The sequence below is a fragment of the Acidobacteriota bacterium genome (assembly GCA_026707545.1).
In the GTDB taxonomy this organism is placed as follows: Bacteria; Acidobacteriota; Thermoanaerobaculia; order Multivoradales; family Multivoraceae; genus Multivorans.
On the sequence record JAPOWR010000004.1, the window covers coordinates 176,603 to 202,777 of the forward strand.

Genomic DNA, 26,175 nt, shown 5'->3' on the forward strand with positions numbered 1-26,175 from the left:
CGCCTAGATGCCGTTTCCCGGCGGCGGGGGCTGCTGCCGTGTGCGATGCCGGGGCGATCAGAAGAGGAATGGCTCCAGCAGGAGGTGGATCCCGTTTGCCGCGCTGTGGCAGACGATCGCGTAAGGGAGGCCCCATCGCCAGAACATCCAGCCGAGCAGGAGGCCCGCGATGCTGCTCTTCACGGCCATGCCCGTCATGTACATCGGCCCCGCTACGCCGCCGTAGAAGATGTGCGCGATGCCGAACGTCAACGCCGACACACCCAAGGCCACATGGAAGATCGTGCGGGAATTGTCTGTGAAGCGAGCGGTGAGCCAAGCCAGACCACTCAGCAGGCCGAGCCGGAAGACAATCTCCTCCATGATCGGCCCCTTGACGACAACTGACAGAGGAGAGAACTCAGACCAACGCGCGACCATCTGCTCGTAGATGGCCGAATCCGCTGTTGCCATGCCGTAGTTGGCACCCAGATTCGCAACGCCGAAAGCGACGCCCAGACCGAGCGACAGAGCCGCGAGCCGGAGATGCTCGGCCGAGGTACGTTGAGGCATTGGCCGGCACTGAGCTAACGCCGCCAGACCCAGCATTGCCGCGATGAGCGCCGAAAGCCCGCCAAGTAGGGCCCCGCTACCGTCGGTTCGGTCGGGGAAGTACAAGAGCAGCAACACGGCGAACGCGATCGCGACAGCGGCGAGGAGCCTCGACCACCAGGGCCGGGCCGCGGCCGCCTCGCCCGTCGGTCCCGAGGACAGGACGCCCTGCGTGCTTCCGATCTCTTCGCTCATGGCTTCCCTTCGACTCCGGAGTTGCCCGGCCCCGTGACATCTACACGGATGCGAGGCGCCCCTGGTTACGGTTCAACGCCGCAAACGGGGAGGTCAGTTCCGGAACGGTCCGCGCCCGAAGTGCTCAGTGAGGACCTTTATGGGCTCCAGTCGGGCATGTGGCCGGTGGCATCGGACGTGCGCGTCAGCGCCTTGTCCAGCGTCGCTAGAGGCGCGTTCAGCCGTTGGGCCAACTCCAGGTACATCGCGTCGTACATCGACAGACCGTGCGTCCTGGCCAGAGCGAGCGCCGCCCCAAGGCGCGGGTCGGTATCTGTGCGAACCGGCAGGTCTCCCAGGCTGCGGAGGCGTTCGTCGACCTCGTCGGAGCGTATCCGTCCACTTCGTTCCGCGGCGAGCAGGGCGCTTCGCACTTCGACGTGCCATAACTGCGGAACCAGTGCCTCTTCGGTCTCAAGCTGCGCCAACGCCGCGTTCGAAAGCGCCTCGTCTTCGTCGTCCAGGAGCCATGCCGCCGCCACCGACGCGTCGAGTACGAAGGGTGCCACCTAGCGGCGGCCTTCGTGAATGGCGGCGACGATCTCCTCGGATGTCATCCGGACGCGTCGCCACTGCCGACGGCGCTTCCGGAAGCTCTCCACGGCCAACTTCCGAGCCTCATCATCCTGAGTCCGCGCCGGAACCAGATGCGCGATGGTCTGGCCGTGACGCGTGATCGCCACCGTCTGGCCGTACTCCACGGCCCGCAGTAGTTCTGCCAGGTGGGCCTTGGCCTCGGTTGTGGAAACGTCCCGCATCGCACCGGTCATTCTGACCGGACAGTCTACCACGACCGGTTCCGGTTTGCAGCAGCACTCACCTCTTGAGAAGCGGTGGTTCGCAGAGCCGGGTGGAACCCGCCGCTAACCGATGCGGATGCGTTTCCGTACACCTAGAAGGCTGCGATCACCTCGGCCGGCGGTCGCGTGATCACGGGTCGTCCTAATCCTCCCGCTGCAACACCGGGTAGAACTGCGTGAACACGTTGTCCGTCGCAGCATGCTCCGCGTGGCAGTCGTAGCAGCGTTCCTTCGGGAACGCTGACGCCGACTCCCTCAGCCCTCCGGACCGGTCGCGGAAGCTGAGGTAGGCCCAGCCTTCGGGGTACCGCTCGCTGTCCTTGACCGCGACCTCCATCCCCAGGAAGTCCTTCTCGAAGAAGCCGGCCTGGTTGATGGACTCGCGGGAGCCGGGGCGAAAGACGTCCATGGGGAGCATGGTTCCTTCGGGGAACTCGCCGGTCGCCATGAAGTAGCGGTATGCCTCGGGCTGGATGTAGACGTTGGTGAAGGCGCCCGGGCCTTCGCGCTCGGCGGCGTCTTCGTCGTAGCTCAGGCCGAGCGAGGCTCCGACGAAGACCCAGGTGCGGTAGCCGTCGGGGCGGATGAGGTCGCCGTCGGAGGTGTAGGTGGGGAGGGCCATGCCGTCGAGCGACGGCTTGGCGTCCTGCGCGGCCAGGACTAGCGCGGCGACCAGGCCGATGAGGGTAGTTGCCAGGGCGATGTTGCGCACAGCGGAGTCCTGGGAGTTCAGGCCCAGCTCAGGTCGTGCTTCGAGATCGGCAGCGAGCGGATCCGCTTGCCGGTCACGGCGAAGATCGCGTTGCACAGGGCCGGCGGGACCGGCGGCAACGCGGGCTCACCCAGGCCGGTGGGCTGGTTGTCGCTCATGACCCAGTGGACTTTCACCGGCGGCGCCTGGTCGATGCGGAGCAGCTTGAAGTTGTGGAAGTTGCTCTCGTTCGTGCGGCCGCCGTCGAAGGTGATCTCCTGGTCGAGCGCCTGGCCGAGGCCGTCGAGGGCAGCGCCCTGGACCTGGTTGACGGCGTTGCTCGGGTTGACGAGCTGCCTGCCGACGTCGCCGGCGACCCAGATCCTGTCGACGCCTAGTTCGCCCTCCTTGCTGACCGTGGCCTGGACGACTTCGGCGAAGTAGCCGCGGTGGCTGAAGTGGAAGGCGACGCCCTGGGCGGTGCCCTCGGGCAGGTCCGCCTTGCCCCATTCCGATTTGTCGCGCACGAGTTCGAGCACGGCCTTCATGCGCTTCGGGTCGAACGCCGGCCTCATGCCTTCCTGCGCCGCGTCGAGCAGGTCGAGCCGGAACTGGAGCGGGTCCTTGCCGGCCGCCGCCGCGAGCTCGTCGATGAACGACTGGACGACGAACGAGATCGCGTTGCTCGTCGGAGCGCGCAGCGCCCCGGTCGGGATGCCGAGGGGCATCTTCGACGCCTGGAGCGCGAAGTTCGGTACGAAGCCCTGCGGGAACTCGTTCGGCATCATCTCGGCGCTCGGGGCGAACCGCCGACCCTCGCCGAAGCTGACGAAGTGGTCGCGCCACGCCGTCAGGTTGCCGGCCTCGTCGAGACCGCCCTGCAAGTAGTGGTAGCCGCCGGGGCGGAAGTAGTCGAAACGCGTGTCGTCCTCGCGGTTCCACACCAGCTTGACCGGAACTCCCGCCTTCCGCGCGATCAGCGCCGCCTCGAGCATGTAGTCCCAGTACAGGCGCCTCCCGAAGCCCCCTCCCATCCGGGTCAGGTGGATCGTGATCTGGTCCTCGGGAATGCCCAGCGCCTTGGCCAGGTCGCCGCGCGCGAACTGTGGAGTCTGGATCGGCGCCCACATCTCGAGCCCGCCATCGTGGAAATGCGCGGTCGTGTTCTGCGGCTCGAGCGGCGCGTGGGCGAGGAAGGGGTACTGGTAGGCGGCCTCGAGCGTCTTCGCCGCGGAGGCCAGGGCCCCGGCCGCGTCGCCGTCGTTCCTGAGATCCTGTTCCGGCGCCTGCTTCGACAGCTCCTCGGCCTGCCGGTCGAAGGCTGCGGTGCTCTGGGACGCGGTCGATCCCTCGTCCCAGTCGACCTCCAGCTTGCTGCGGGCCTCGTTGATCAGCCACCAGGAGTCGCCGACGATGGCGACGCCGTTGGGCAGCCCGACCTGGAACATCGAGGGCGAGGGCGCGGCGCTTCCGGCCTGAGCGGTCGAGTCGACGACGAACGCGTCGGTGACGCCGGGCGACGCCTTGACCGCGTCGAGGTTGGCGCTCTTCACCTTGCCGCCGTGGACCCGGCACTTCTCGAACACGGCGTACTTCATGCCGGGCACGGTGACGTCGATGCCGAAGAGCGGCTTGCCGGTGACGATCTGCGGGTTGTCGACGCCTGGGATCTCCTGGCCGATGATCTTGAAGTCCTTCGCGTCCTTGAGCGGGACGGTCCGGGGATTCGGCGGCTCGACCCCGGCCGCGGCGCTCGCCAGTTCGCCGTAGGACAGGGACTTGTTCTTGAAGTGGACGGCGCCGGCCTCGGTGGTGCACTTCTCGGCCTTCGTCTTCCACTCCTTCGCTGCGGCTTCGACGAGCATGGCGCGGGCGGCGGCGCCCACGCGGCGCATCGACTCGTAGTGCATCGGGGTGGCCATGCTGCCGCCGGCCATCTGGCCGCGGTACTTGGTCGCGTCGAAGTCCGCCTGCTCGACGCGCACCTGGCTCCAGGGGATGTCGAGCTCTTCGGCGATCAGCATCGGCAGCATCGTCTTGACGCCCTGACCGATCTCGGGGTTCTGGGCCATGATCGTCGCGATGCCGTCCGGTGTCAGGCGGATGAACGCGTTGAGCGCCGTCTCGGCCTCGGCGGTGGCGGCAAAGGCGCCGCGCGCGCCGTCCAGCGGGAAGCGGGCTCCGAGGAGCATGCCGCCGCCGGCCAGGGCGGTGACGTGAAGGAATCCACGCCGGGAGAGGTTGCCTGTCTTGTCCACGGCGTTCATGCCTCACTCCCTCCCGCTCCCGTGGCGGTCTCGTGGCTGGTGGCCGATGGAGCCTGTGCGATGTCCGCGGCCCGATGGATAGCCGTCCGGATGCGGCTGTAGGTCGCGCAGCGGCAGATGTTGCCGCTCATCGCTTCGTCGATGTCGCCGTCGGTAGGCGCCGGGTTGTTCGCGAGGAGCGCCGAAGCCGACATGATCTGGCCAGCCTGGCAGTAGCCGCACTGGGGTACGTCGATCTCCTGCCAGGCGAGCTGCACGGGATGGGCGCCGTCCTCGGACAGGCCCTCGATCGTCGTGATCTCCTTGCCCTCGGCGCGCGAGACCGGCATGCGGCAACTGCGCTCCGGCTCGCCGTTGACGTGCACGGTGCAGGCCCCGCAGAAGGACCGGCCGCAGCCGAACTTGGTGCCCTTGAGGTCGAGCTCGTCGCGGAGAACCCAGAGCAGGGGCATCTCCGGCGGCGCGTCGACCGTCGTCGACTTGCCGTTCAGGGTGAAGGCGATCGCCATGTTCGTTCTCCTCGAGGGCCGTTGCGGGGCGGCGACTTACTGGCTGGTCATACAGTGAATGAAACGCGGGGTGAGGTCAAGGGGTCGCCCGCCATGTAGCGCTCAGTTCTGAAATGCCTCCAGCTTTCGCCTGAGGGACCGGCAGAGGCTCGAACCGTCGTCGCCCGTCTCGAAGACGTAGCGGTCGGGGCGAATCAGCACGCTGGACGCGTTGTTTCGGCCAAGCCAGCGGGTGAGTTCGCCGTTCGCGTCGGACAGGTCGCGCCCGAGCTGGAGGACGATGCCGCCGAGGATGTCCCTGAACCAGTCCATGTCGGCGCCGGCGGTCGGGGAGCTCGTAATGAGGGAGAACTCCGGACCCAGCAGGTCGTCGAGCCAGGTTTCGCCGCCGGTGGTCGTCACGCGGGGCCTGATCATGCGTCCTCCGGAGGCCTCCGAGCCCCCGATCAGCCCCCGTTGGTAGGGCTGCCGGTTCGTCATGCGCCGCATCAGGGAGAAGCCTGTCTTTCTCTTCCTGCGCCCGCGGAAGAAGGAGTAGTTGCGGTTCGCGATGGCGATCGGGCTCGAAGCGCTGATCATTCTGCCCCGCTTCGATGCGCCCTCGATCAGGCGCGCGCAGTGATCCCAGCACTCCTGCTGGTAGGTGTCCAGAAGCGCCGGTCCGGCGAGCCCCCGAAACAGGAGTTCGAACTTGAAGGCCAGGTTCACGGCGTCGCGGATGCCCATGTTGAGGCCCTGGCCGGAGAAGGGCGGCGACTGATGGGCGGCATCACCCGCGAGCAGCAGTCGACCGGCGCGCCACGCCTTCGGCATCGAGCCATGGAAGAGGAAGGGCTGAACACGAAGGATCTCGCACGAAGACGGGTCGAAGTACTCGGCGATTGCCTCGAGCGCGTCCTCGGCGGTGAAGTTCCGGGCGAGCGCCTCGCCGGCTTCGAAGTCGAAACGGACATGCTTGTGGTGCCCCTTGAAGTACACGACGGAACGGTTGGGCCGGCACCTGATCTCGGAGCCGTCCGGAAGGGAATCGAAGAGCTTCTGGTCGTGGACGACGAGGTCGACGACGATCCATTGGCGCCGGTAGCCGAACTCGACCCGCTCCGCTCCGATCGCCGAACGGCAGAAACTGCCGCCGCCGTCAGCTCCGACGGCATAGCGTCCGCTGAACTCATGGCGCTCGCCGGTGTCGCCGTGCGTCGCGACCACCTTCGCAGCTTCGCCCGAACCGTCGACCGCGCACACCTCGTACCCGAGGAACGCGTCGACTCCGGCGTCCTTCGCGAAGTCGTCGCGCAGCAGGCGCTCTAGCGCGGGCTGGTGGAACACCATGCCGCCCATCGGGAACCCGAACCGGCTCGGAGCCCGCAGGAAATCGAGCGTCATGAGCGGCCGGCGCTTCGCGTCGACGAACTCGTTCCGCGCGTAGGGCGAGGCGTCCTCGGGGATTAGCCTCTGGAGGATCCCCATGGACGTGTAGATGCGGCAGCTCTCCGGGTCGAGGACCATCGCCCGGGGCGTGGGATAGACGTCCGGCTCGCGGTCGAAGATCGCCACCGAGCGGCCGCGCGCCCGAAGCAGGTTGGCCAGCGTGGCGCCCGTCGGCCCGCAGCCGACGATCAGTACGTCGTACTTCCTGTGCTCGCTCACGACGCGGCGCCAGGAGCCCGGGTCGAACTACGCTGCGAAGCGAGTCAGCCGGGCCGGCCGGTCAGCCAGTTCCAGGGCCGGATCTGGGTCTCGGCGATGATTCCGGCCTTGGCGTAAGGACTGCCGGCGACGAAGGCCTGCGCGGCGTCGAGCGAGGGTGCTTCGAGCACCAGGAGCAGTCCGGTAGCGGTGTCACCGCTCTCGTCGAGCGTCTGTCCACCGTGATGAAGCGTTACGTCGGGATGACTGGCGGCGTCCCGCAGGTAGGCGGTGAAGGCGCTCTGCAGACCGGCCCGCTCCTCTTCCCTTCCTGCCTTGTGAGTCGCGACGACTACGAGGTACATGGGGCAATCTCCTCTGGTTCGGCGGAAGTGAGCAAGCTGAACCGGGGCAAAACTAGCAGACAGGGGAGGCCCGACCTCGAGCGGGCTCCCGGCATGAGGCCCGGCGCCGTCGACGGAAACGGACAGCCGCTGCCGTTCGCGGTAGACTGCGCGGCTTGGCCGCTGCCGCTGGGAGGTCGTCTAACGGTAGGACATGCGGCTCTGGACCGTAGAATCGGGGTTCGAATCCCTGCCTCCCAGCCATCTCGTCGGCCCACACCGCCGACGGCGTCGACGGGATCTCAGCGTTGGTGCGACGCCGCCCAGGCCCGGACTTGCGGCAGATCGAAACGGCTGACTTCCGGAAACTCCGTGAGCACGGACTCCGGGTAGCCGTTGGGGGCTCCCTTGAGGTAGTGGTCGAAGAACGCACGGACGAAGGCGTTGATCGTGTCGCTGAGCCTGGCGCCATCGACACGGCCGGCGTCACCGGGGAGGGCCTGGCGTAAAGCGGCCGGGAGGAACATGATGTCGCTGAGTTCCATGTGGGTCGCTTCCGTTTGCAGCTTGATGCGCACGATGTCCTCGCGCCTGCCCATCGTGGTGAGCGGCTCGAAGAAGAACTCGTTGCTGTAACTCGCGGGATCCTCACTCGTCAGGACGAGTAGCGGCGTGCGCACGTCCTTCCCGAGGACGTCGGAAAGCCAGTGGGTGCCGTCGAAGTTGATCGCCACTCTGGCGCGCTGGTCCACCTGTGCCGCGCTCACCGCCGCGGCCGCTCCGTAGGACATGCCGAAGTAGCCCAGTTTGGCTAGCGAGGTTCGCATGAGAATCGTAGCCAGGACATCGTCTGCCGACGGATCGGATTCGAGGAAGTCGACGAGCGCGATCATGTCGTCGCGCCAGCGCGTGGCCCACGGACCGAGACCTCCGTCGTCCACCGATCGGATCACCGCGCCATGGCGCTTGCCGACATCGGGGCTGTAGCGGCCATCCGGGTCGGGAGCAGCTGCCGCCCCCATGACCGCGTCGCGCCAATCCTGATCGTAGGTGACCGTGGTGCCTTCCGGAAACAGGACCCCACTCGACCCGCCGGGGTGAGCCACACTGAAGACGACGTAACCGTTGCTCGCGAGATCCTCCATCAGCACCGTGTTCTGGGAGACATAGGAGAGTCCCCCGTGTGAGAAGACGAGCGCGGGGAAAGGGCCGCCGGCGGCTACCGGTGCTTCCTCGTAGCTGTGGGTCTGGGCGCTGGCGAGAGTGTCGAAGAGCGTCGGGTCCTGGATGACGGGCGCCAGCGCCTCGAGCAGTGGCCGGGCAAGGACGTCGAACTCTCGCCCCTCCATGTAGTTGCGGGGCTGCCCGGTGACAGCGGCCGCCGGATACCAGACGCGAGCCATCAGCCGGCGACCCGCGCGATCGCTCGCGCGACGGGAAGGGTACTTGTGGTCTACGAACTCGAAGTCGAGAACGCCGACCGCGAAGCCGCCGGTCGGCGCTGGCAGCCGAACGCTGGGGCCTTGCGCCGCCAAGGCAGCCGCCTGGGCCAAGGCGAGGACGAGGGCGGTGAAGAGCCTCGCCCGCGGATAGAGCATCTGGCGGCGAATCGCTACACGCCCTCAACGATCACGACATCCGTGTTGGCCGACTGGCTGAGCTTCTCTCTCAGGTCGGCGAAGTCGGCCCCGTCCTGCCATTTCCTCGCCTGTTCGACGCTGTCGAACTCGACGATGACGAGACGGTCGGGCTTCCAGTCGCCACGGATGGCCTCGGCGACGCCGCCGCGCACCAGGTACCTGCCGCCGTGGGCCTCGACGACCGCCGGTACCTCTTCCAGAGCCCGGTTGTAGGCGGCTTCGTCTTTCACTTCGACACTGATGATCGCGTATCCAGCCATGGTGCGGAACCTCCTTGCAGTACGTTGAATGTCAGGGTAGCGCGAACACGAACAGGTTGTTGCCGGAGCTGGGACGCAGCTCCGGCGTGAGCCCGGACAGCAGGGCCGCCGACCGGTTGCCCGTGCTGGCCGCGACGTACTGGCGGCCGTCGACCGCGTAGGTGATCGGGAAGCCGGTCACGGGCGAGCCGAGGTTGATCTCCCAGAGGCTCTCCCCGGTCTTGTCGTCCAGCGCGCGGAACCGGCCGTTGCCGTCGCCGACGAAGACCAGGCCGCCGCCGGTCACGAAGAGCGACATCAGGCCGGCCCGCTGCTCGTACGTCCATAGCGACTTCCCCGTTTCGGCGGACACGGCGTGGACGGATCCGCTCAGGTCGGTGCCGGGCGCGATCTGGTGCTCGGCGTCCAGGGCGTAGATCTGCAGCCGGCCTGCGCGGGTCGCCGTCATCAGGGCGCAGGAGTTGCGCATCGGCACGTACATCGCGTTCGTCAGCGGACTGTAGGCGCCGGCCTGCCAGTCCTTGCCGCCGATGTAGGTGGGGCAGACGTAGGCCTCCTGGCCCAGTTCCCGGAACACGACTTCCGAGTTCTCGGTGACCGCCCCGGTGGCGCCGTCGATCATGCTGATCACGTTCTGCCGGATCGTCGGCCGCGCCCAGAGGAACTCGCCGGTCTCGCGGTCGAGGGTGTAGACGACGCCCGTCTTGCCGGGGACGCCGGTGATCACCTGGCGCGTCTCGCCCGGTTCGAGGCGGGGATTGATCCAGTCGACTTCGTCGGCGTCGGGCGCGACCGCGGTGTCGACGAGCATGCGCTCGAAGGGATGGTCGAGGTCCCAGTGGTCGTTGAGGTGCTGGTAGTGCCAGGCGATCTCGCCTGTGTTCGCGTCGAGCGCGAGCGTCGAGTTGTGGTACAGGTGCCTGAGATCCCTGCCGCCGAGCAGGAACTTCGGCGCCGGGGAGGTCACCGAGGTGCCGATGTAGATGAGCTCCAGCCCGGGGTCGTAGCTCGGCACCATCCATGTGCCGACGTGGGTGCGGTCCTCGAACGGGATGTCGCCCCAGGTCTCGTCGCCCGGCTCGCCGGGAGCGGGAACCGTGCGGCGCCGCCAGAGTTCGGCCCCCGTCTCCGCGTCGTGGGCGACGATGACGCAGGAGTCGGGCCCGCCGCGGGGCAGGCAGCTTCGGCCCGAGATCACCTTGCCGTCGGCGATGATCGGGCCGGAGCTGTGCATTGCCGGCTGCGTCTTGTAGTCGAGAATCATCGTCTCCCAGACCAGCTCGCCCGTCACGGCATCGAGCGCGAAGACGAAGTTGTCGACGCTGGTGTCGATGATCAGGCCGCCGTGGATCGCGATGTTGCGGTTGTTCGCGGCGAGGCCTCCGACCTGCTGGAGGATGTTGTCCGGGTGCTCCCGGCGGTACTCCCAGATGAGGTCTCCGCTCACCGCGTCGATGGCCTGGATGACGTCGATGGGGTTCGGCATGTACAGCACGCCGTCGTAGGCGAGCGGCGTCCCCTGCTGGCGGCCTTCGCTCAGGCCGCGGGACCAGACCATGCGCAGCTTGCCGACGTTCTCGGCCGTGACCTGGTCGAGCGGACTGTAGGCCCAGCCGTCGAGCGTCCGGCGCCACATCAGCCAGTCGTCGTCGCTCGGGTTCTGGAGCACGGCGTCCGTGACCGGGACGATGTCGCCGCGTTCGGGCTCGGGCGCCGATTGTGCTTCGGCGAGCGGGACACTCAGAACGAACGTCAGAAGGGCGGCGACAAGCGCCGCCCGCGGCAGGAGATCGCGTTGAAGCATGGTCGGCGCCGGATGTTAGCGCCTCCAGGCCCTTCCCGGGCCCTGGGGTCAGCGCGACGAGGAGAGCCGGACGTTCAGTTCCTCTTCGCCGTCGCCCCGGACGACGGTCACGGTGACCAGGTCTCCGACGCGGTAGCTCTCGAGAATCGTGTGGACATCGTTGATCGAGGCGACGGATCGACCCTCGATGGAGGTGATCAGATCGCCGAGGATGATGCCGCCGCGCGTTCGCCGGCTTGCCCGCATACCGGCCCTGTCAGCGCCGGAACCGGGCACGACACGGGTAACAAGCGCTCCCCGGATGCCGCGCGATCGCAGCAGGGAGTCGTTCAGGTCGACGCCGATCAGCGGCCGTTCGACCTGGCCGTGCGCGATGAGCTCGGGAACGACCCAGTTCACCGTGTCGACCGGAATGGCGAAGCCGATGCCTGCCCAGGCGCCAGCTGCCGACGGAACGATCTGCGTGTTCACGCCGATCAACCGTCCGCTGGAGTCCAGCAGCGGCCCGCCGGAGTTTCCGGGATTGATCGCCGCGTCGGTCTGGATTGCGCCGCGGATCAGGCGTTGGGTAAGCGAGGGTACTTCGCGGTCGAGTGCGCTGATCACACCCGTGGTCAACGTGTGGTCGAGTCCGAACGGGTTCCCGATCGCGAGGACGGATTGACCCACCTCGAGGTCGCGCGAAGTGCCGACCGCCAGCGGTCGCAGCTTCTCCGTCGGGGCCTCGATCTTGAGGACGGCGAGATCAACGTGCGGATCCTGACCCACAACCTTGGCCGGCCAGGTGCTCTGATCGTCGAGAGTGACCACGGCCTCGTGACCACTGAGCAGGACGTGGAAGTTCGTCACGACGTGACCCTGCTCATCCCAGATGAAGCCGGTGCCGCTGCCTTCCGGAACGCGGTCGATGCGGCGAGAGAAGAGGTTGCGGCGGTTCGTCACGGTCGTGATGTTCACGACGGACGGCGATGCCCGCCGGAACAGTTCGACGGTCGACCGTTCCTCGGGCAGGAGCCCGGCACTCGGCGCTGGCGGCCTGGGCTCACCTCGGCTGTCCGCCTGAAGCACGCTTCCCTGCCACCGGGAAGCCAACAGGAAGGCGAGTCCGGCGAGGACGATCAGGCCCGCCGCGGTGGCGATCCGCGGCCGTTCGGTCGGACCGCGTGAGGCTGGGTAGGGCATGGGTTGAAACTAACAGGCCACGGGTGGTGGTTTGTTCCGGCGTACACTCGGCGCATGATCCTCACAGAGAAGAAGGTGTCCAAAGCGAAGTTCGAGGACGGCACGGGTTGGCAGCTCAAGCCCGAAGGCGCTTGCAAGGGGTCGGCCTGCATACCGCTCTTCGACCGGACCGTGGCGTCGTCGAGCCAGGTGGACGCGGTCGCGGTTGCCGGGGCCATCGGTCTCCCGGTCGTTCACGCGGAGGAGCACGGCGTATGGGCCGTGGGCCCGGAGTCGATCGGCTCCCGAGCCCTGGTGTCGGCCGAAGACGCCGACTTCGAACTGCCGGATCTGGACGGGAAGCCGTTTCGATTGTCCAGTCTGCGCGGGCAGAAGGTCGTCGTCTACGCCTGGGCGCCCTACTGAGGGTGCTCGGCCCACCTGCCCGGGTGGCAGGCGTTGCGCGAAGAGCTTCATCCGCAGGGGTTCGAACTGGTCACCGTCGGTCTCGATACGTTGGGTGCGCAGGGCTGCCGCCCGTTCATCGAGGCCGCGAAGCCGGAGCACCCTTCGCTCGTCGACCGTCACCACCTGCTGGCCCGGCTCTTCGGCGTGGTCAACATCCCCAGCTCGGTGTGGATCGACGAATCGGGCACGATCGTCCGGCCGGCGGAGGCGGCGCCGGCGCCGCCGGAGGACGGCGCCCCCAGTCTGAGGTCTCTGTCAACGGTTCCCGGTCGTTTCGGGGAGATGCTGCAGGAGGCAGCGAAGATCCCGGCCGACACCGACGCCTACCACCGGGCGCTGCGCGATTGGGTGGAGAAGGGCGCCGAGAGTCGATTCGCGCTTTCGCCGGAAGAAGTCGTTGAACGATCGCGCCCGCGCGACGCGGACGTGTCCCTCGGACACGCCCACTTCGAACTCGCCTCGCACCTGGAGCTCGAGGGTCACCACGATGCCGCGGTCCGCCACTTTCGCGAGGCCCACCGCCTGGTCCCCGACAGCTGGTCCTTCCGCCGTCAGGCCTGGTCGCTCGAGGGTGGCGCCGAGGGTCCATTCGCCCGCTTCTGGCAGGGCCCGAGCGAAGACGACCCCGAGGCATGGCCCTACGAAGGGGATTGGCTCAGCGATATCCGTGCGGAGGGCCCCGAGAACTACGCCGAGCGCTTCGAGCCGTAGTCCCCGGTGGGGTGTCGGGGAGTAAGGTCGCCGGCCGGAGGCCGGCGGCTGTTTTCCTTCGGGCTTCGCCGCTCCGCGGCTTCGCCCGGAAGCGGACCAGAAGGTCCGCGCACCCAGAGAACGGACGTAGTTTCTGCGTGGTGCTGTGCTGCAGTTTGGAGGGAGCCGCAGCGGCGTCATGTCAGCTGCATGTAGAGAAGTCGGCCGCACCGGAGCGGCTCTCTGGGTGCGCGGACCTTCCGGTCCGCTGCCGCCGTAGGCGGCCAGGTAACGCCGCCGGCCTTCGGCCGGCCTCCTTGTTCTCCAACCACAAGGCTACGATTCGCGCCGATGCGCCTCACCAACGCTGACGCCCAGTTCACAGCAGTCTTGAAGAGCCGCCGACAGCAGTGGCGCGAGATCGACGGCACGGTTCGTCTCTGGTCCCGCGACGGCTCGCTCTGGACCGATTCGGGCGAGGAGGAGTGGCTCGGCTGGTTGGATGTCGAACGCCTGCACCGTCTGACGCTCGTCGACGCCGACGGCAAGCGCGTGGACACGGAGGCCGCGAAGCTCGCCGGGCACCTCGCCGGACCACCGTTCGACCGCTGCCTGCTCCTCGGCATGGGCGGCTCGGCGCTTGGGGCCGACCTGCTGTGGCGGGCGTTGCCGCGGCATGCCGGTGCTTCGTTCATCGTCCTCGACACGACGGACCCTCGTGAGATCGCCCGCGCGCTTGACGGCGTCGACCCGGCCGCGCTCCGGGTCATTGCGGCGTCGAAGTCGGGCGGCACGCTCGAGACGAAGCTGGTGTTCGAACTGCTGCTGGACCGATTGGGCGATGCGGCTTCGGTCTCCGCGCTCGCGATCACCGATCCCGGCTCGGCGTTGGAACGGCGTGCGCGGGACGCCGGAGCGGCGGTCGTCTTCGGCCACCCGGACATCGGTGGCAGGTTCTCCGTCCTGTCGGCGTTCGGTCTCGCCCCTGCCGCTGTTGCCCGGATCGACGTCGAACCACTGCTCTTGAGCGCACGGCGAATGGCCGCCGCGTGCCGCCGGCCAGACGATCGTGACGAGACGAACCCCGGCGTCGAACTGGGCCTCCTGCTCGCCGCTGCGCACGACTGCGGCAGGGACAAGCTCTACCTCCATGCGCCGGATGGCTGCATGGAGACAGCGGCCTGGGTAGAGCAACTGATCGCCGAGTCGCTCGGCAAGGGCGACATCCTGTTGCTGCCAGTCTCGGCGGCGGGCTTGCCGGCCGAGCCGAGCGCCGACCGACTCGACATCGAGCTCGTTCCCGCCGACCTCGGCGGCGAGCTCTTCCGCTGGCAGTTCGCCACCGCGGTGGCCGGCGCACTGCTGGGCGTCAACCCGTTCGACCAGCCGGACGTGGAGTCGTCCAAGGTCGTCACCCGGCGCTACGTCGAGCAGATGAAGGCCGGTGCTGCGCCGGCGCCTGGCGGTGTGGTCCGGCTGAGTGAGGTGAGCGACCTCGGGCTGGCCCAGCTCCTGGGCACCCACCTCGCGACGTTTCCAGATCGCGGCTACGCTGTCGTCTCGGCCTACCTGGACCGAAGCCGCGGCAACCGCGAGCAACTCGAGGCGCTCCGCCGCGGCGTCGCCGGCCGGACCGGCGGCGCGTCCGTTCTCGGTTTCGGGCCCAGCTTCCTCCACTCGACCGGCCAGGCCCACAAGGGCGGCCCCAACCGCGGCTTGTTCCTGCAGGTCACTGCCGATCCGCCGGCCGCCGACGTTTCGATACCGGGCGAGGGCCTGACCTTCGGCCAGGTCCAGCTCGCCCAGGCCTGGGGCGACTACCAAGTGCTGGTCGAACGGGACCGCCGGGTGCTGGCCGTCCATATCGACGGCGCTGTCGAAGCGGGCCTGCGCCGCTTGATCGAGGCTCTCGGCTAGCGGCGGCCGCGTGGCTGGTCAGCCGGCTTGCCCATTAACTCGTCGAGCCCGACGTTGAACTCGGCCACGATGCGGATCAGGACGTCCAGACTGACGCGGAGCTCGTCCCGCTCGATCCGGGACAGGTCGGACGCCGGAATGCCGACCCGCTCCGCCAGCGCCGGCTGCGTCAGTTTGTTCTTCCGGCGCAGGCGCCGGATCCGGTGGCCCATGAGCTGGACCTGCTGGACTGTGGCTTCCTGGCTCATCGCTGGCTCGATCGGTGAGTCGAGAATTCTAGCGGTGCAAGCGTTCCCGAGTTCAGATCAGATCGAGGTCCTGAGATTCTCGTTGGCGGCGATCTGCGCGCCGCGTGCCTTGTAGCGTTCCCTGCGCTCCTTGCTGAAGCTGTCGACCTCGTCCTTCGGCACGCCGTAGGCGACTCCGCGATCCACGCCCGGGCGGGCGCGAACGCGCTCCAGCCAGTCCACCACCGTCGGTTGGGTCGTGATGTCGACCTTGGCCCACTTGTACGCCCGGATCCAGGGGAACACGGAGATGTCGGCGACCGTGAAGGTGTCGCCGCAGATGTAGGGGTGCTTCTCGAACCGGCGCCCGAGAATCGCGACGAGCCGGAGCGATTCCCTGCCGAATCGTTCGAGCGGATGCGCCTTGGCGTCCTCGGGCACGTCGATGTAGCGCGTGTAGCTCAGCTTGTTGCCGAAGGCCGGGCCGAGATTGGCCGCCTGCCAGTAGAGCCAGGGAAGCACGTCCCAGCGTCGCTCGTCCGTCGGGTAGAGGGGGGTCGGGTACTTCTCCCCGAGGTACTGCAGGATCGCGCAACTCTCCATGACGGCGCGACCGTCGTCCACCAGGGCAGGCATTTTCTGATTTGGATTGATGGCGGTAAACTCGGGCGTGAACTGGTCGCCGGCAGAGAGGTCGACCATGTGGATACGCGTCTCGGGCAGTTCGACTCCGGCCTCCCGTAGCTCCTCGAGCATGATCGAGATCTTCCAGCCGTTGGGCGTCGCGCTGAAGTAGACGTCAAGAGCCATTTGCCGGCACCTCCGGGAGATCGGCCAGGACGGTGTCAATGCCGTCGGCTCTCAGGCCCTGCTTCATTGCCGAAAACGCGTCGGCGTCGAACTCGGCCAGTTGCGCCGCCCGCTCGAGGGCAACGTCGCGCAGCTCGTCGGCCGCCGCGATCTCGTCGACGAAGCCTGCATCCCGCGCGCCGTCCGGGTCGTACATCTTCGCGGTCAGGGCGGCTTGCGTCAGAGCCCGCTTGGAAAGCCGCTCCCGGGCCAGCAACCACGCGAACGGCGGCAGCGTTCGGCCGATCGCGACCTCGTTCAGTCCCAACCGGAAGTCGCCGCCGGCGGCCAGGCGATGATCGCCGGTGAGCACACAGAGCGCACCGAGCGCGATGGCGTGCCCGCTGGCCGCGACCACCAGGGGCTGCGGCCATCCGTACAGGCGCATCATCAGACGCGCTCCGGCGAGGCCCATGGCGCGGGCTTCCGCCGGGCCGCCGTCGCGAAACACGTTGAGGTCGAACCCGCCCGAAAACAGGCCGGGCCGGCCGGTCAGGACGACAGCCTTCGCCTCGTCCGCGGCACGGTCGAGCATGGCGTTGACGGCGGCGATCATGGGCGGTCCGAAGACGTTGGCCTTGCCGTCGTTCATCGTGACCAGTGCCACGTCGCCAACCTGTTCGTAGGTGGTCGGTTCAGTCATTGCTCTTCCTTGGTGGTTGCTGGAGCTTCAGAGTGTCCTCGCGGTGATCCACGCGCCGGCGACGAAGGTAGCCAGCACGCTGCCCAGGTTGCACAGGACGACGACCAGGAGGATGCGGGTGAGTCGGTTGCTCCAGAAGCCGCGGACCGAACCCAGGCTGTCGGCCAGGTTCTCCATGTCGGCAACGAGAGGCTTGCGAAGCAGGGCCTGGACCAGTCCGGCGACCCAGCCGGCCGCCATCAGCGGGTTCAGGCTGGTCAGTGGCGCGGCGGCGAACGCGGCGAGGATCGTGACCGGGTGGGCGAGTGCGATGGCGGCGCCGAGGGCGGCCAGACCGCCGTTCAGCCCAATCCAGATGTACACCGACTCGACGGTGCGCTCCCGGTCGCCCCAGACGAGGCCGTAGGCGAAGAGAGCGACGATGAGGATCGGCACGAGCCAGGCGACGACGCGGGGCCACACCGGCGGGTCGGGCACATGCTCGAGCTCCTCGAGGTCGCAGTTGGAGTCCGCGAGGCCGGTGATGCCGGGCAAGTGTCCGGCGCCGACGACGGCCACGGTCCGCGGACCGGCCGACTGGCGGAGCTTCTCGGCCATGTAGGCGTCGCGCTCGTCGATCAGCGCGCCCTTGACGCTGGGCAGGGCCTCTGCGAGGGCGCTCATCAGGTCCGTGAGATTGGCGCTGTCGCGCAGCTTCTCGATGTCCTCTTCCTTCAGGTCGTCGCCGACGAAGACGCTGCCGGTCAACTGGGTCATCACCTTCGCCCGTTGCCAGAAGCCGAGCGAAGCCCAGGTCCGCTTGAGCGAGATCTGGATGTCGCGGTCGATCAGCTCCAGGCGGGCGCCGCGGTCCCTCGCCTGGGCGATCGCGGCCCGCATCTCGGCGCCGGGTTCGATACCGAAGCGCTGCGCGATGCGGCGCTGGAAGGAGTGCATGAGGAAGGAGCTCAGCAGGAGCGCCGCCTTGCCCTCGCGCAGCACCTGGAAGATGTCGAGCTTGCGCCAGGATTCCTGGTTTTCCAGGTTCTGGTAGCGGGCTTCGCAGAGCTCGACGCAGACGGTGTCGGGCTCGATCGCCTCGATCGTCTCGTTCGTGTCGCGAACGCTCTGGGGCGAGACGTGGGCCGTGCCGACCAGGAAGACCTCGCGGTCTTCGAGCTCGAGACGCTGGACCGAGGCAGGTAGCTCGGCTGCGGTCGGCTGGGCTTCGGCTTCAGAGGTCATGGCAGCGCGGAGCGTAGCCCACGAACCGCACCCGCGGGGCCCGCGTCCGGTACGCTCTTCGGATCCACAGCACTTTGGACCCGGAGGGAGTTCCCCATGGCGACGACGACCCGATGCTCCAGGATCATGGCGGTGTTCGCGGCCGCGGCACTTGCCTGGGCCTGCGGCGCGCCCGAAGCCGACGCCCCTGCCGCGGACACGGGCTCCGGCCCGCCGAACATCGTCCTGATCCTCGCCGACGATCTCGGCTACGCCGACATCGGCATCTACGGCAGCGAGATCATCTCCACTCCGCATATCGACGCGCTGGCCGCGAGCGGCGTACTGTTCACCGACGGCTACGTCAGCCACCCGGTGTGTAGCCCGTCGCGGGCGGGCCTGATGACCGGGCGTTACCAGCAGCGCCACGGCTGGGAGTTCAACCCGGCCGGCCGCGATGTGAACGCCGGCATGAGCCTCGGCGAGTCGACCCTCGCCGACCGTCTGAAGGGGCTCGGGTACCGGACCGGCATGGTCGGCAAGTGGCATCTCGGCCACCAGGATCCCCACCACCCGATGAGCCGCGGCTTCGACGAGTACTTCGGTGTGCTCGAAGGCGGCAGCATCTTCATCGACTCCAGCCTGCCCGGCGTGGAGTACGGCTCGCGTCGCGGCGAAGAGGGGCCGACGGAGCGCCGGAACAAGGTCCTGCGCGGATTCGAGGAGGAGAAGGTCGAGCGTTATCTCACGGACGTCTTCACCGACGAGGCGGTCGAGTTCATCGAGCGCAGTGCGGCCGGGGACGAGCCGTTCTTCCTCTACCTCAGCCACACCACGCCGCACACCCCGCTGCAGGCGACGGCCGAGTACCTCGAGGGGTACCGCCACATCGAGGATCAGCGGACGCGGGTCTACGCGGCGATGGTCGCTTCGCTCGACGAGAGCGTGCGGCGGGTGGTCGAGACGCTGAAGGCTCAGGGCGTGTACGAGAACACGCTGATCGCCTTCGCCAGCGACAACGGCTGCGCCGGCTACATCGGCAACGCCTGCTCGAACGGTCCGCTGTTCGGTTTCAAGCGCTACCACCACGAGGGCGGCGTCCGGATCCCGTTCATCGTGAGCTGGCCGGCAGAGGTCGAAGGCGGGCAGGAGTTCAGCCATCCGGTGATCACGCTCGACTACGTAGCGACCTTCACCGCAGCCGCGGGCGAAGAGGCGGAAACGGAAGACAGCGTGAACCTGCTGCCGTACATGACGGGAGAAGCCGACGGCGTGCCCCACGAGTACCTCTACTGGCGGGCCGGCGCGAGCCTCGCGATCCGGGACGCGCAGTACAAGCTGATCAAGCTGAACCGGACGGACTTCCGGCCCGACAACCTGCGCGGGGACGGCCGCCTGCAGCCGCCGGAAGACGGCTGGCCGACCGATTCGCCTCACGGCCAGCTCACCCTGCTCTACGACCTCGACGCGGACGTCGGCGAACTGAACAACCTGGCCGCTGAGCAGCCGGACGTCGTCGCGCGGCTGGAGGCCGAGCTCGATTCCTGGCGCGGCACGCTGCTCTCCGAGTCGATCCTGCCGGGAGTGCGCTCGACGATCACCCAGATCGATGGAGAGTGGGTGCAGTTGGTATTCTGAGCCGCCTACCAGGAGCTTGCGCCGCGGAACGCAGCGAAGCGAGTTCCGCAGGTGCAAGATCATGGTGAGGTGGGGGCTGGGGCCAAACATGGAGTCTGCGACAGGTTTGGCGGCGGGCGCGGCGAGCTGATGAGCGGACACCCGAAGAACGCTGAGCGCGGCCTCTGGCCTCCGCGCCGCCGGGTGTTGGCCGCTGTGGCGGCGGCTCTCCTCGTGGCCGGCTACTCGGCCTGGAGAGTGGAGCGGCACGTCGGCCAGGCGCGGCTGGAGTTCCGGCTGGCGGAAGCGGCGACGGCGGCCGAGGAGTTCGCGAGCGTCGCCGAGCAGGCGCCGGAACTTCTCGGTCTCGCCGCCCGGCAGGCTGCCGGCGAGGGCCGCTGGCGTGAGGTGGCGGCGCTGTACGAGGAGCACGCCGAGCATCTGCCGCCAGCCTTGCTGGCCGCGGCGGAGGTGGAGCTTGGGCTGAACCGCGCGGTCGACGAAGAGACGCCGCAGCCGGACGCCGAGGGAGAGGCGGCAACGGCGCCTCCCCCGGAGGAACCGCCGCCCGCGTCGGCATTCGAACGGCGCCTGCGGCGGGCGCAGGAGGTCGACGCCTCGGGTGTGCAGCAACTGCTCTTCGACCGGCGGGGCCGTCCGCTGGGATCGATCGGCGATGACCGTTCGCTGACGCTGGAGCCGGATCTGCCCGCGGGCCTGGTACCGATCGAGCTGGCGACCCACCTGCTGCCTCCGGCCCTGCAGCCGCCAGGCCTCGCCGCCGCCGGACCTGGGGCGATGAGCGGCGCCGCCGGCGCGCGGGCGCTGCGCCTGACGATCGACCGGGCCTGGAGCCGTGCGGCCGACGAGGCGCTGGGCCGGGAGGAGGGAGCGATCGCGATCGTGGAGTTGCCCTCCGGCGGCGTGCTGGCCGCGGTCAGCAACCGCAGCCGGAGCCGCCGCTGGCGGTCGAACGGCGACAGCATCCTCGATCCGCGGGAACCGGCGTCCATCTCCAAGCTGATCACGACGACCGCGACGATGCGGGCCGGCCTCGACCCCGATCGGGAGATCGCCGACATGACCTGTCGCGGTTCCGTGCTGATGGACGGTGAGCGGCTCTACTGCGCCGCGATCGGCGGGCGGCTCAAGGGGCTCTCCGACGCGATGGCCAGTAGCTGCAACATGGCGTTCGCCAGGCTCGCGATGGACATCGGCGACCGGGCGCTGGTGGAGGAGTACGAACGCTACGGCTTCGTGATCGGCGGCAGAAGGGGCGAGCCGGTGCCGAGGAGCGCGATCGGCGTGGTGCACGAGTTCCGTCACCCGGGCAAGCGGCTCGGCGAGCTGTCCATCGGCCTCGAGGAGGCTTCGATCACCCCGCTGGGGGCGGCCCTTTTCGCAGCCACCCTCTCGGACGGCCGCCGGCACGAGCCGAGCTTCGTGCTCCAGGCGGACGGACTTCTGGGCATCTCGCCGAGGAAGCCGGCCGGCGACGGGCCGCGCCAGGGCCGCGAGGTGCTCGACCCGTCCTGGCTGCCGATGCTGCACGAGTCGATGCGCGCCGTCGTGTCGCCGGGCGGCACGGCGAACCGGGTGGCGCCGAAGCGCCTCCGCGTGGCGATGAAGACGGGTACGGCGCGCGATCCGGACAAGCCGTTCCACGTGAACTATGTCGGTTTCTTCCCGTCCGACGAGCGGCAGCCGCCCCGGTACGCCTTCGCGGTACGGGTGACCGGTCAACCGACGTCGGCGCGGGTTCGACGCGCGGGTTACGCGGTCACCTTCCGTCTCCTGCGGGCGCTCGACCGGCTGGTCGGCGACGAGATCGAGACGGCGTCCCGGATTCCGCCGCGGCTGACCGGGGCGACCGGGGCGAGCAAGTGACGACGGGCGCGGGCGGCGGGGAGCGGCCCGCTCGCCGGCGCTACCGGCCGGCGATCGGCCCCAGGCTGAAGCCGCTCCTCTGGGTGGTCTTCGGCCTGTTCGCGCTGCTGGCGGTGAACTCGTTCTATCTCTCTGGCGTTCGCGTCGCCGAGGCGGCGACCGGCGAGACGTACCAGAACTGGTTCTACATCTCGATGTTCCTCCTCCACCTGGCGGTGGGCGGCCTGTTCGTGGTCCCGGTCATCTGGTTCGGCCTCGCGCACATGCGCAACGCCCGCAACCGCCCCAACCGGCGGGCGGTGAAGGTCGGCTACGCGCTGTTCGGGACGGCGCTCGTGCTCCTGTTCAGCGGCATCGTGCTCACCCGGATCGAGGGCGTGATCACGGTGAACGACCCGACAGTGCGCGGCGTCGCCTACTGGCTCCACGTCCTGGCGCCGCTGGTTGCGGCCTGGCTGTTCGTGCTGCACCGGCTCGCGGGCAAGCGGATCAACTGGCGGATCGGCGGGCGCGTCGCGGTCGCCGCCGTGGTTCTGGTCGGCGTGGCGCTGGTCCTGCAGTTCCAGGATCCGCGGGCCTGGAACGTGGAGGGCCCCGAGTCGGGAGAGCAGTACTTCTTCCCCTCCCTGGCTCGCACCGCGAGCGGCGGCTTCATTCCCGAGCGCGCGCTGATGAACGATGCCTACTGCGCGGATTGCCATGCCGACGTGCACGAGCGCTGGGGCTACAGCATGCACCGGCTCAGTTCCTTCAACAACCCCGCCTACAGTTTCTCGGTGCAGCAGACGCGGGAGAAGGCGTACGAGCGCTCGGGCGACGTGCAGGCGTCCCGGTTCTGCGCCGGCTGCCACGATCCCGTCGTCTTCTTCTCGGGCGCCTTCGACGATCCGGAGTTCGACGTTGACCAGCCGGCGGCCCACGCCGGCATCACCTGTACGTCGTGCCACGCGATCACCCACGTCAACAGCCCCCGCGGCAACGCCGACTACACGATCGAGGAGCCCCAGCACTACCCGTTCGCCTTCTCGGACTCCCCGTTCCTCAAGTTCGTCAACCATCAGCTGGTCAAGGCCAAGCCGGAGTTGCACAAGCGGACCTTTCTCAAGCCCCTGCACACGACGTCCGAGTTCTGCGGCACCTGCCACAAGGTCCACCTGCCGGAGGAGCTGAACCATTACAAGTTCCTGCGAGGGCAGAACCACTACGACTCGCACCTGCTCTCCGGCGTCTCCGGACACGGCGTGGCGAGCTTCTACTACCCGCCGAAGGCCGAACCGAACTGCAACGGCTGCCACATGGAGCTGCTGCCGTCGGAAGACTTCGGTTCCCGGCGCTACCCCGAGAGCGAGCAGCCGAACCTCACGCAGGTCCACGACCACCTGTTCCCCTCGGCCAACACCGGCATTCCGCATCTGCTCGACTTTCCGGACTGGGTGATCGAGGCGCACCGGGAGTTCAACGAGGGCGTCGTCGATGTCGACATCTTCGGCGTCAAGCCGGGCGGCGGGATCGAGGACGAGCTGATCGCTCCGATCCGGCCCGAGATCCCGGCACTCGAGCCCGGCGAGGACTACCTGTTGGAGATCGTCGTGCGCACGCTCGCCCTGGGCCACCATCTGACCCAGGGGACGGCGGACTCGAACCAGCTCTGGTTGGACGTCGCCGTGCGCGACGGCGCGGGCCGGCTGCTGGGCCGTAGCGGCGGTTTGGGCGAGGGCAACCGGGTGGACCCCTGGTCGCACTTCATCAACGTCTACATGCTCGACCGCGACGGCGCGCGAATCGACCGCCGCAACGCCGAGGACATCTTCGTGCCCCTCTACGATCACCAGATTCCGCCGGGGGCCGGCGACGTGATCCACTACCGGCTGGCGGTGCCGCGGGCGGGAGCCGCCACGAGCCTGACGGTCGAGGCGACGCTCCGCTACCGCAAGTTCGACACGAAGTACCTGCGGTACATCTACGACGAGGAGACGGTGAACGAACTGCCGATCCTCGACCTGGCCCGGGACACGGTCACCTTCCCGGTCGGCCGCGAGGAGGCATCCGAATCGCGCATCCGGCAGCCCGGGAAACCCGAGTGGCAGCGTTGGAACGACTACGGCATCGGTCTGCTGCGCAAGGGCGGCACCGGCCGCGGCGAGTTGCGGCAGGCGATCGAGGCCTTCACCCACGTGGAGGAGCTGGGCCGGCCCGATGGGCCCCTCAACCTCGCCCGCGTCTACCTTGCCCAGGGCACGGTCGCCGACGACGCGATCGCCGCGCTCGAACGGGCCGCCACCTTCGAGCCGCCGGCCCCGGCGTGGTCGGTGGCCTGGTTCAGCGGGCTGGTCAACTTCCAGAACGGCGCCGTGGACGAGGCGATCGCAAACTTCCGCTCGATCCTGGAGGCGGACAGCGAGGAGATGCGGCGGCGGGGCTTCGACTTCAGCCGCGACGTGCGGCTCCAGAACCAGCTCGGCCTCGCCCTCTTCGAGCGGGCGAAGCGGGAGCGGGGCCCGGCCCGGGCCGATACGCGCGCCGAGCGCCTGCACGAGGCGCGGGAATCGTTCGAGCGCGGACTGGCCATCGACCCGGAGAACGTGACCGCCCACTACAACCTGGGTCTGATCTACTCCCAGCTCGGTGACCGCGAGGCGTCCGACCGGCACCAGGCGCTCCATGCGAAGTACAAGCCGGACGACAACGCCCGCGATCGGGCGATCGCGGTCGCGCGCCGCGCCGACCCGGCCGCCGATCATGCGGCGGAAGCGATCGTGATCTACGACCTGCATCGGCCTGAGCGCTTTGAGGGCGACCGCGCGGGTGTCGCCGAGGGCGGCGGTTGAAGCCGGATCCGCCGGGCGGCGAGCCCCCGGAAGACGAACTCGTAGCCGAGGACGACGCGGTCATCGGCCGGGCGTTCGCTCGCTCGCTCAAGGTGCTGGCCGCGCTGGCCGCTGCCGCCCTGATCGTCGTCGCGCTCCGCTACGTGTTCAGGGCGGCGCCCGAGGAGGCTCGGGAGATCCCGGTTGCCGCGCCGCGCGCGTTGGCGACGCCGCCGGAGGTGCCCGCCGTCGCCTTCACGGACGTCACGGCGGCAGCGGGCATCGACTTCGTCCACGTCAACGGCGCCGAGGGCGAGGCCCTGCTGCCGGAGACGATGGGCGCGGGCGCGGCCTTCTTCGACTTCGACCGGGACGGCGACCAGGACCTGCTGCTGGTCAACTCGACCACCTGGGACGCCCAGGCGGACGCCGGCCCGACGATGGCGCTCTACGAGAACGACGGCGCCGGCCGCTTCGCCGACCGCACCGCCGCAGTCGGCCTGGCGACGAGCTTCTACGGCACCGGCGTCGCGGTCGGCGACGTGGACAACGACGGCTGGGCCGACCTGTTCGTCTCCGCGGTGGGGCCGAACCGCCTGTTCCGGAACGTGGAAGGGGGCCGCTTCGAGGACGTGACCGCTTCCGCGGGGGTGGCGGGCGCGGATACCGAGTGGAGCAGCAGCAGCGCCCTCTTCGACGCGGACGGAGACGGCGACCTGGACCTGCTGGTCGGCAACTACGTCCGCTGGTCGCGCGAGATCGACATCGAGGTCGGCTATCAGTTGACCGGCGTCGGGCGAGCCTACGGACCGCCGCTCAACTACGGCGGCACGACGATGGACTTCTACCGCAACGACGGCTCGGGCTCCTTCACCGATGTTTCGGAGGATGCCGGGATGCACATCCTGAACCCGGCCACCGACACGCCCGTGGCCAAGACCCTTGGCCTGGCGCCGGTGGACGTCGAGGGCGACGGTGACATCGACGTGCTGGTCGCCAACGACACGGTGAGGAACTTCCTGCTCGTGAACGACGGCAGCGGCGTCTTCGCCGAGGAGGGGGGCAGCTACGGCCTCGCCTACAGCCGCGAGGGCGCGGCGACCGGGGCGATGGGCGCCGACGCCGCCGACTTCCGCAACGACGGCGAGCTCGGCTTCGCGATCGCGAACTTTGCCAACGAGATGACCTCCCTCTACGTTTCCCAGGGCGACCCCACGCTGTGGAGCGACGAAGCGATCACCGCCGGCATCGGCGCGCCGAGCCGCCGCGTGCTGAGCTTCGGGCTGTTCTTCTTCGACTACGACCTGGACGGGCGCCTCGACCTGCTCCAGGTCAACGGCCACCTCGAGGACGACATCGAGATCGTCGAGCCGAGCCAGCAGTACCGCCAGGCGCCGCAGTTGTTCTGGAACGCCGGTCCGGACGCGGCGGCGACCTTTGTGCCGGTTGAGCCGGCGGCGGGCGATGGCCTGACTCGAGAGCTCGTCGGCCGCGGGTCGAGCTACGCCGACATCGACGGCGACGGCGACGTCGATGTTCTGCTGCTGCAAACGGGTGATCGGCCGCTGCTGCTGCGCAACGACCAGGAGACCGGCCACCGCTGGCTGCGGTTCCTGCTCCGCGGCGACGGCGAGCGCGTGAACCGGGACGCGATCGGCGCCTGGGTCGAGGTCCAGCAGCGGACCGCGACCGGACCGGTGCTCCAGCGGCGCCGCGTCATGCCGACCCGCAGCTATCAGAGCCAGGTCGAGCCGGTCGTAACGATCGGCCTGGGTGCGTCCGGGTCGGTCGACGAACTGGAGCGGGTCGAAGTGCTCTGGCCCGACGGCACCCGGCAGGCGGTCGAGGTCGCCGGACTCGACCGGGTGGTCGAGGTGGAGTATGCGTCTTCAGACTGAGACCAGGCTTCGGCGAGGGCCAGCGGACGGTCGCGCCACCGT

Annotated in this window: 22 protein-coding genes and 1 tRNA gene; 7 read left to right on the top strand and 16 right to left on the bottom strand. The window is 68.6% G+C overall.

What is annotated here, in order from left to right; translation table 11 throughout:
* Positions 1-57: 57 nt before the first annotated feature.
* From OXG83_15630 to OXG83_15665, 8 genes are all read right to left on the bottom strand, one after another.
* Complete coding sequence (locus OXG83_15630) at positions 58-786, bottom strand: CPBP family intramembrane metalloprotease (GenBank protein ID MCY3966462.1); 729 nt, start codon at positions 784-786, stop codon at positions 58-60.
* 137 nt (positions 787-923) lie between these two features.
* Complete coding sequence (locus OXG83_15635) at positions 924-1,334, bottom strand: type II toxin-antitoxin system VapC family toxin (protein MCY3966463.1); 411 nt, start codon at positions 1,332-1,334, stop codon at positions 924-926.
* A complete protein-coding gene (locus OXG83_15640; protein MCY3966464.1) occupies positions 1,335-1,595 on the bottom strand; it encodes a type II toxin-antitoxin system prevent-host-death family antitoxin in 261 nt (86 codons plus the stop codon).
* Between the two features lie 172 nt (positions 1,596-1,767).
* Entirely contained in the window at positions 1,768-2,337 is a 570-nt protein-coding gene (locus tag OXG83_15645; protein ID MCY3966465.1) for a cytochrome P460 family protein, read from the bottom strand.
* A gap of 17 nt (positions 2,338-2,354) precedes the next feature.
* A complete protein-coding gene (locus tag OXG83_15650; protein MCY3966466.1) occupies positions 2,355-4,583 on the bottom strand; it encodes a molybdopterin-dependent oxidoreductase in 2,229 nt (742 codons plus the stop codon).
* Positions 4,580-5,092 carry a (2Fe-2S)-binding protein gene (locus OXG83_15655; protein ID MCY3966467.1) on the bottom strand — a complete coding sequence of 171 codons (513 nt, stop codon included), beginning with the start codon at positions 5,090-5,092 and terminating at the stop codon, positions 4,580-4,582. The genes OXG83_15650 and OXG83_15655 overlap by 4 nt, the downstream gene beginning before the upstream one ends.
* A 102-nt stretch (positions 5,093-5,194) precedes the next feature.
* The gene (locus OXG83_15660; GenBank protein ID MCY3966468.1) at positions 5,195-6,739 is read right to left on the bottom strand and encodes an FAD-dependent monooxygenase; all 1,545 of its coding nucleotides are present in this window, start codon (positions 6,737-6,739) and stop codon (positions 5,195-5,197) included.
* 44 nt (positions 6,740-6,783) lie between these two features.
* Entirely contained in the window at positions 6,784-7,083 is a 300-nt protein-coding gene (locus OXG83_15665) for a YciI family protein (protein MCY3966469.1), read from the bottom strand.
* Positions 7,084-7,252: 169 nt separating this feature from the next.
* Here OXG83_15665 and OXG83_15670 point away from each other — a divergent pair.
* A tRNA-Gln gene (locus OXG83_15670) sits at positions 7,253-7,326 on the top strand.
* Positions 7,327-7,364: 38 nt separating this feature from the next.
* Here the strand turns inward: OXG83_15670 and OXG83_15675 are convergent.
* Genes OXG83_15675 through OXG83_15690 form a run of 4 tightly spaced genes read right to left on the bottom strand, consistent with a single transcriptional unit; the run spans position 7,365 to position 11,948 of the window.
* Positions 7,365-8,660: a hypothetical protein gene (locus OXG83_15675; GenBank protein ID MCY3966470.1), complete on the bottom strand. Its 1,296-nt coding sequence runs from the start codon at positions 8,658-8,660 to the stop codon at positions 7,365-7,367.
* A 14-nt stretch (positions 8,661-8,674) separates the two neighbouring features.
* Entirely contained in the window at positions 8,675-8,962 is a 288-nt protein-coding gene (locus OXG83_15680) for a DUF1330 domain-containing protein (protein ID MCY3966471.1), read from the bottom strand.
* A gap of 31 nt (positions 8,963-8,993) precedes the next feature.
* The gene (locus OXG83_15685) at positions 8,994-10,766 is read right to left on the bottom strand and encodes a PQQ-binding-like beta-propeller repeat protein (GenBank protein ID MCY3966472.1); all 1,773 of its coding nucleotides are present in this window, start codon (positions 10,764-10,766) and stop codon (positions 8,994-8,996) included.
* A gap of 48 nt (positions 10,767-10,814) precedes the next feature.
* Positions 10,815-11,948 (bottom strand): trypsin-like peptidase domain-containing protein, encoded by a 1,134-nt coding sequence (locus OXG83_15690; protein MCY3966473.1) that lies wholly within the window; start codon positions 11,946-11,948, stop codon positions 10,815-10,817.
* Between the two features lie 54 nt (positions 11,949-12,002).
* On the opposite strand from OXG83_15690, the gene OXG83_15695 reads away from it, so the two are divergent.
* Positions 12,003-13,106: a ResA-like WAxxUGC motif-containing protein gene (locus OXG83_15695; GenBank protein MCY3966474.1), complete on the top strand. Its 1,104-nt coding sequence runs from the start codon at positions 12,003-12,005 to the stop codon at positions 13,104-13,106.
* Positions 13,107-13,475: 369 nt separating this feature from the next.
* Positions 13,476-15,002 carry a hypothetical protein gene (locus tag OXG83_15700; protein MCY3966475.1) on the top strand — a complete coding sequence of 509 codons (1,527 nt, stop codon included), beginning with the start codon at positions 13,476-13,478 and terminating at the stop codon, positions 15,000-15,002.
* Here OXG83_15700 and OXG83_15705 read toward each other — a convergent pair.
* The 4 genes from OXG83_15705 to OXG83_15720 are packed head-to-tail and all read right to left on the bottom strand — an operon-like array spanning position 14,999 to position 17,945.
* Complete coding sequence (locus tag OXG83_15705; protein MCY3966476.1) at positions 14,999-15,250, bottom strand: helix-turn-helix transcriptional regulator; 252 nt, start codon at positions 15,248-15,250, stop codon at positions 14,999-15,001. The two genes, OXG83_15700 and OXG83_15705, sit on opposite strands and share 4 nt — an antisense overlap.
* A 57-nt stretch (positions 15,251-15,307) precedes the next feature.
* On the bottom strand, positions 15,308-16,039 hold the full coding sequence (locus OXG83_15710) for a glutathione S-transferase N-terminal domain-containing protein (protein MCY3966477.1): 732 nt from the start codon (positions 16,037-16,039) through the stop codon (positions 15,308-15,310).
* Positions 16,029-16,721: a crotonase/enoyl-CoA hydratase family protein gene (locus tag OXG83_15715; GenBank protein ID MCY3966478.1), complete on the bottom strand. Its 693-nt coding sequence runs from the start codon at positions 16,719-16,721 to the stop codon at positions 16,029-16,031. Before OXG83_15715 ends, OXG83_15710 begins: the two co-directional genes overlap by 11 nt.
* Before the next feature lie 27 nt (positions 16,722-16,748).
* Positions 16,749-17,945, bottom strand: coding sequence for a TraB/GumN family protein (locus OXG83_15720; protein ID MCY3966479.1), 1,197 nt, complete (start codon positions 17,943-17,945; stop codon positions 16,749-16,751).
* A 96-nt stretch (positions 17,946-18,041) separates the two neighbouring features.
* Here OXG83_15720 and OXG83_15725 point away from each other — a divergent pair, with 96 nt between their 5' ends.
* The 4 genes from OXG83_15725 (at position 18,042) to OXG83_15740 (ending at position 26,133) form a co-directional block, all read left to right on the top strand.
* The gene (locus tag OXG83_15725; protein MCY3966480.1) at positions 18,042-19,562 is read left to right on the top strand and encodes a sulfatase-like hydrolase/transferase; all 1,521 of its coding nucleotides are present in this window, start codon (positions 18,042-18,044) and stop codon (positions 19,560-19,562) included.
* Between the two features lie 129 nt (positions 19,563-19,691).
* Positions 19,692-21,428 carry a penicillin-binding transpeptidase domain-containing protein gene (locus OXG83_15730; protein MCY3966481.1) on the top strand — a complete coding sequence of 579 codons (1,737 nt, stop codon included), beginning with the start codon at positions 19,692-19,694 and terminating at the stop codon, positions 21,426-21,428.
* Complete coding sequence (locus OXG83_15735) at positions 21,425-24,256, top strand: tetratricopeptide repeat protein (protein MCY3966482.1); 2,832 nt, start codon at positions 21,425-21,427, stop codon at positions 24,254-24,256. Before OXG83_15730 ends, OXG83_15735 begins: the two co-directional genes overlap by 4 nt.
* A complete protein-coding gene (locus OXG83_15740; GenBank protein ID MCY3966483.1) occupies positions 24,253-26,133 on the top strand; it encodes a CRTAC1 family protein in 1,881 nt (626 codons plus the stop codon). The genes OXG83_15735 and OXG83_15740 overlap by 4 nt, the downstream gene beginning before the upstream one ends.
* Positions 26,134-26,175: the final 42 nt, after the last annotated feature.

Excerpts from the sequence above, each read along its gene's own strand:
- OXG83_15705 (MCY3966476.1), bottom strand. The coding sequence starts at position 15,250 with ATGAGCCAGGAAGCCACAGTCCAGCAGGTCCAGCTCATGGGCCACCGG.
- OXG83_15690 (MCY3966473.1), bottom strand. The coding sequence starts at position 11,948 with ATGCCCTACCCAGCCTCACGCGGTCCGACCGAACGGCCGCGGATCGCC.
- OXG83_15665 (MCY3966469.1), bottom strand. The coding sequence starts at position 7,083 with ATGTACCTCGTAGTCGTCGCGACTCACAAGGCAGGAAGGGAAGAGGAG.
- OXG83_15725 (MCY3966480.1), top strand. The coding sequence starts at position 18,042 with ATGGCGACGACGACCCGATGCTCCAGGATCATGGCGGTGTTCGCGGCC.
- OXG83_15720 (MCY3966479.1), bottom strand. The coding sequence starts at position 17,945 with ATGACCTCTGAAGCCGAAGCCCAGCCGACCGCAGCCGAGCTACCTGCC.
- OXG83_15715 (MCY3966478.1), bottom strand. The coding sequence starts at position 16,721 with ATGACTGAACCGACCACCTACGAACAGGTTGGCGACGTGGCACTGGTC.
- OXG83_15710 (MCY3966477.1), bottom strand. The coding sequence starts at position 16,039 with ATGGCTCTTGACGTCTACTTCAGCGCGACGCCCAACGGCTGGAAGATC.
- OXG83_15640 (MCY3966464.1), bottom strand. The coding sequence starts at position 1,595 with ATGACCGGTGCGATGCGGGACGTTTCCACAACCGAGGCCAAGGCCCAC.
- OXG83_15685 (MCY3966472.1), bottom strand. The coding sequence starts at position 10,766 with ATGCTTCAACGCGATCTCCTGCCGCGGGCGGCGCTTGTCGCCGCCCTT.
- OXG83_15650 (MCY3966466.1), bottom strand. The coding sequence starts at position 4,583 with ATGAACGCCGTGGACAAGACAGGCAACCTCTCCCGGCGTGGATTCCTT.
- OXG83_15680 (MCY3966471.1), bottom strand. The coding sequence starts at position 8,962 with ATGGCTGGATACGCGATCATCAGTGTCGAAGTGAAAGACGAAGCCGCC.
- OXG83_15630 (MCY3966462.1), bottom strand. The coding sequence starts at position 786 with ATGAGCGAAGAGATCGGAAGCACGCAGGGCGTCCTGTCCTCGGGACCG.
- OXG83_15675 (MCY3966470.1), bottom strand. The coding sequence starts at position 8,660 with ATGCTCTATCCGCGGGCGAGGCTCTTCACCGCCCTCGTCCTCGCCTTG.
- OXG83_15655 (MCY3966467.1), bottom strand. The coding sequence starts at position 5,092 with ATGGCGATCGCCTTCACCCTGAACGGCAAGTCGACGACGGTCGACGCG.
- OXG83_15730 (MCY3966481.1), top strand. The coding sequence starts at position 19,692 with ATGAGCGGACACCCGAAGAACGCTGAGCGCGGCCTCTGGCCTCCGCGC.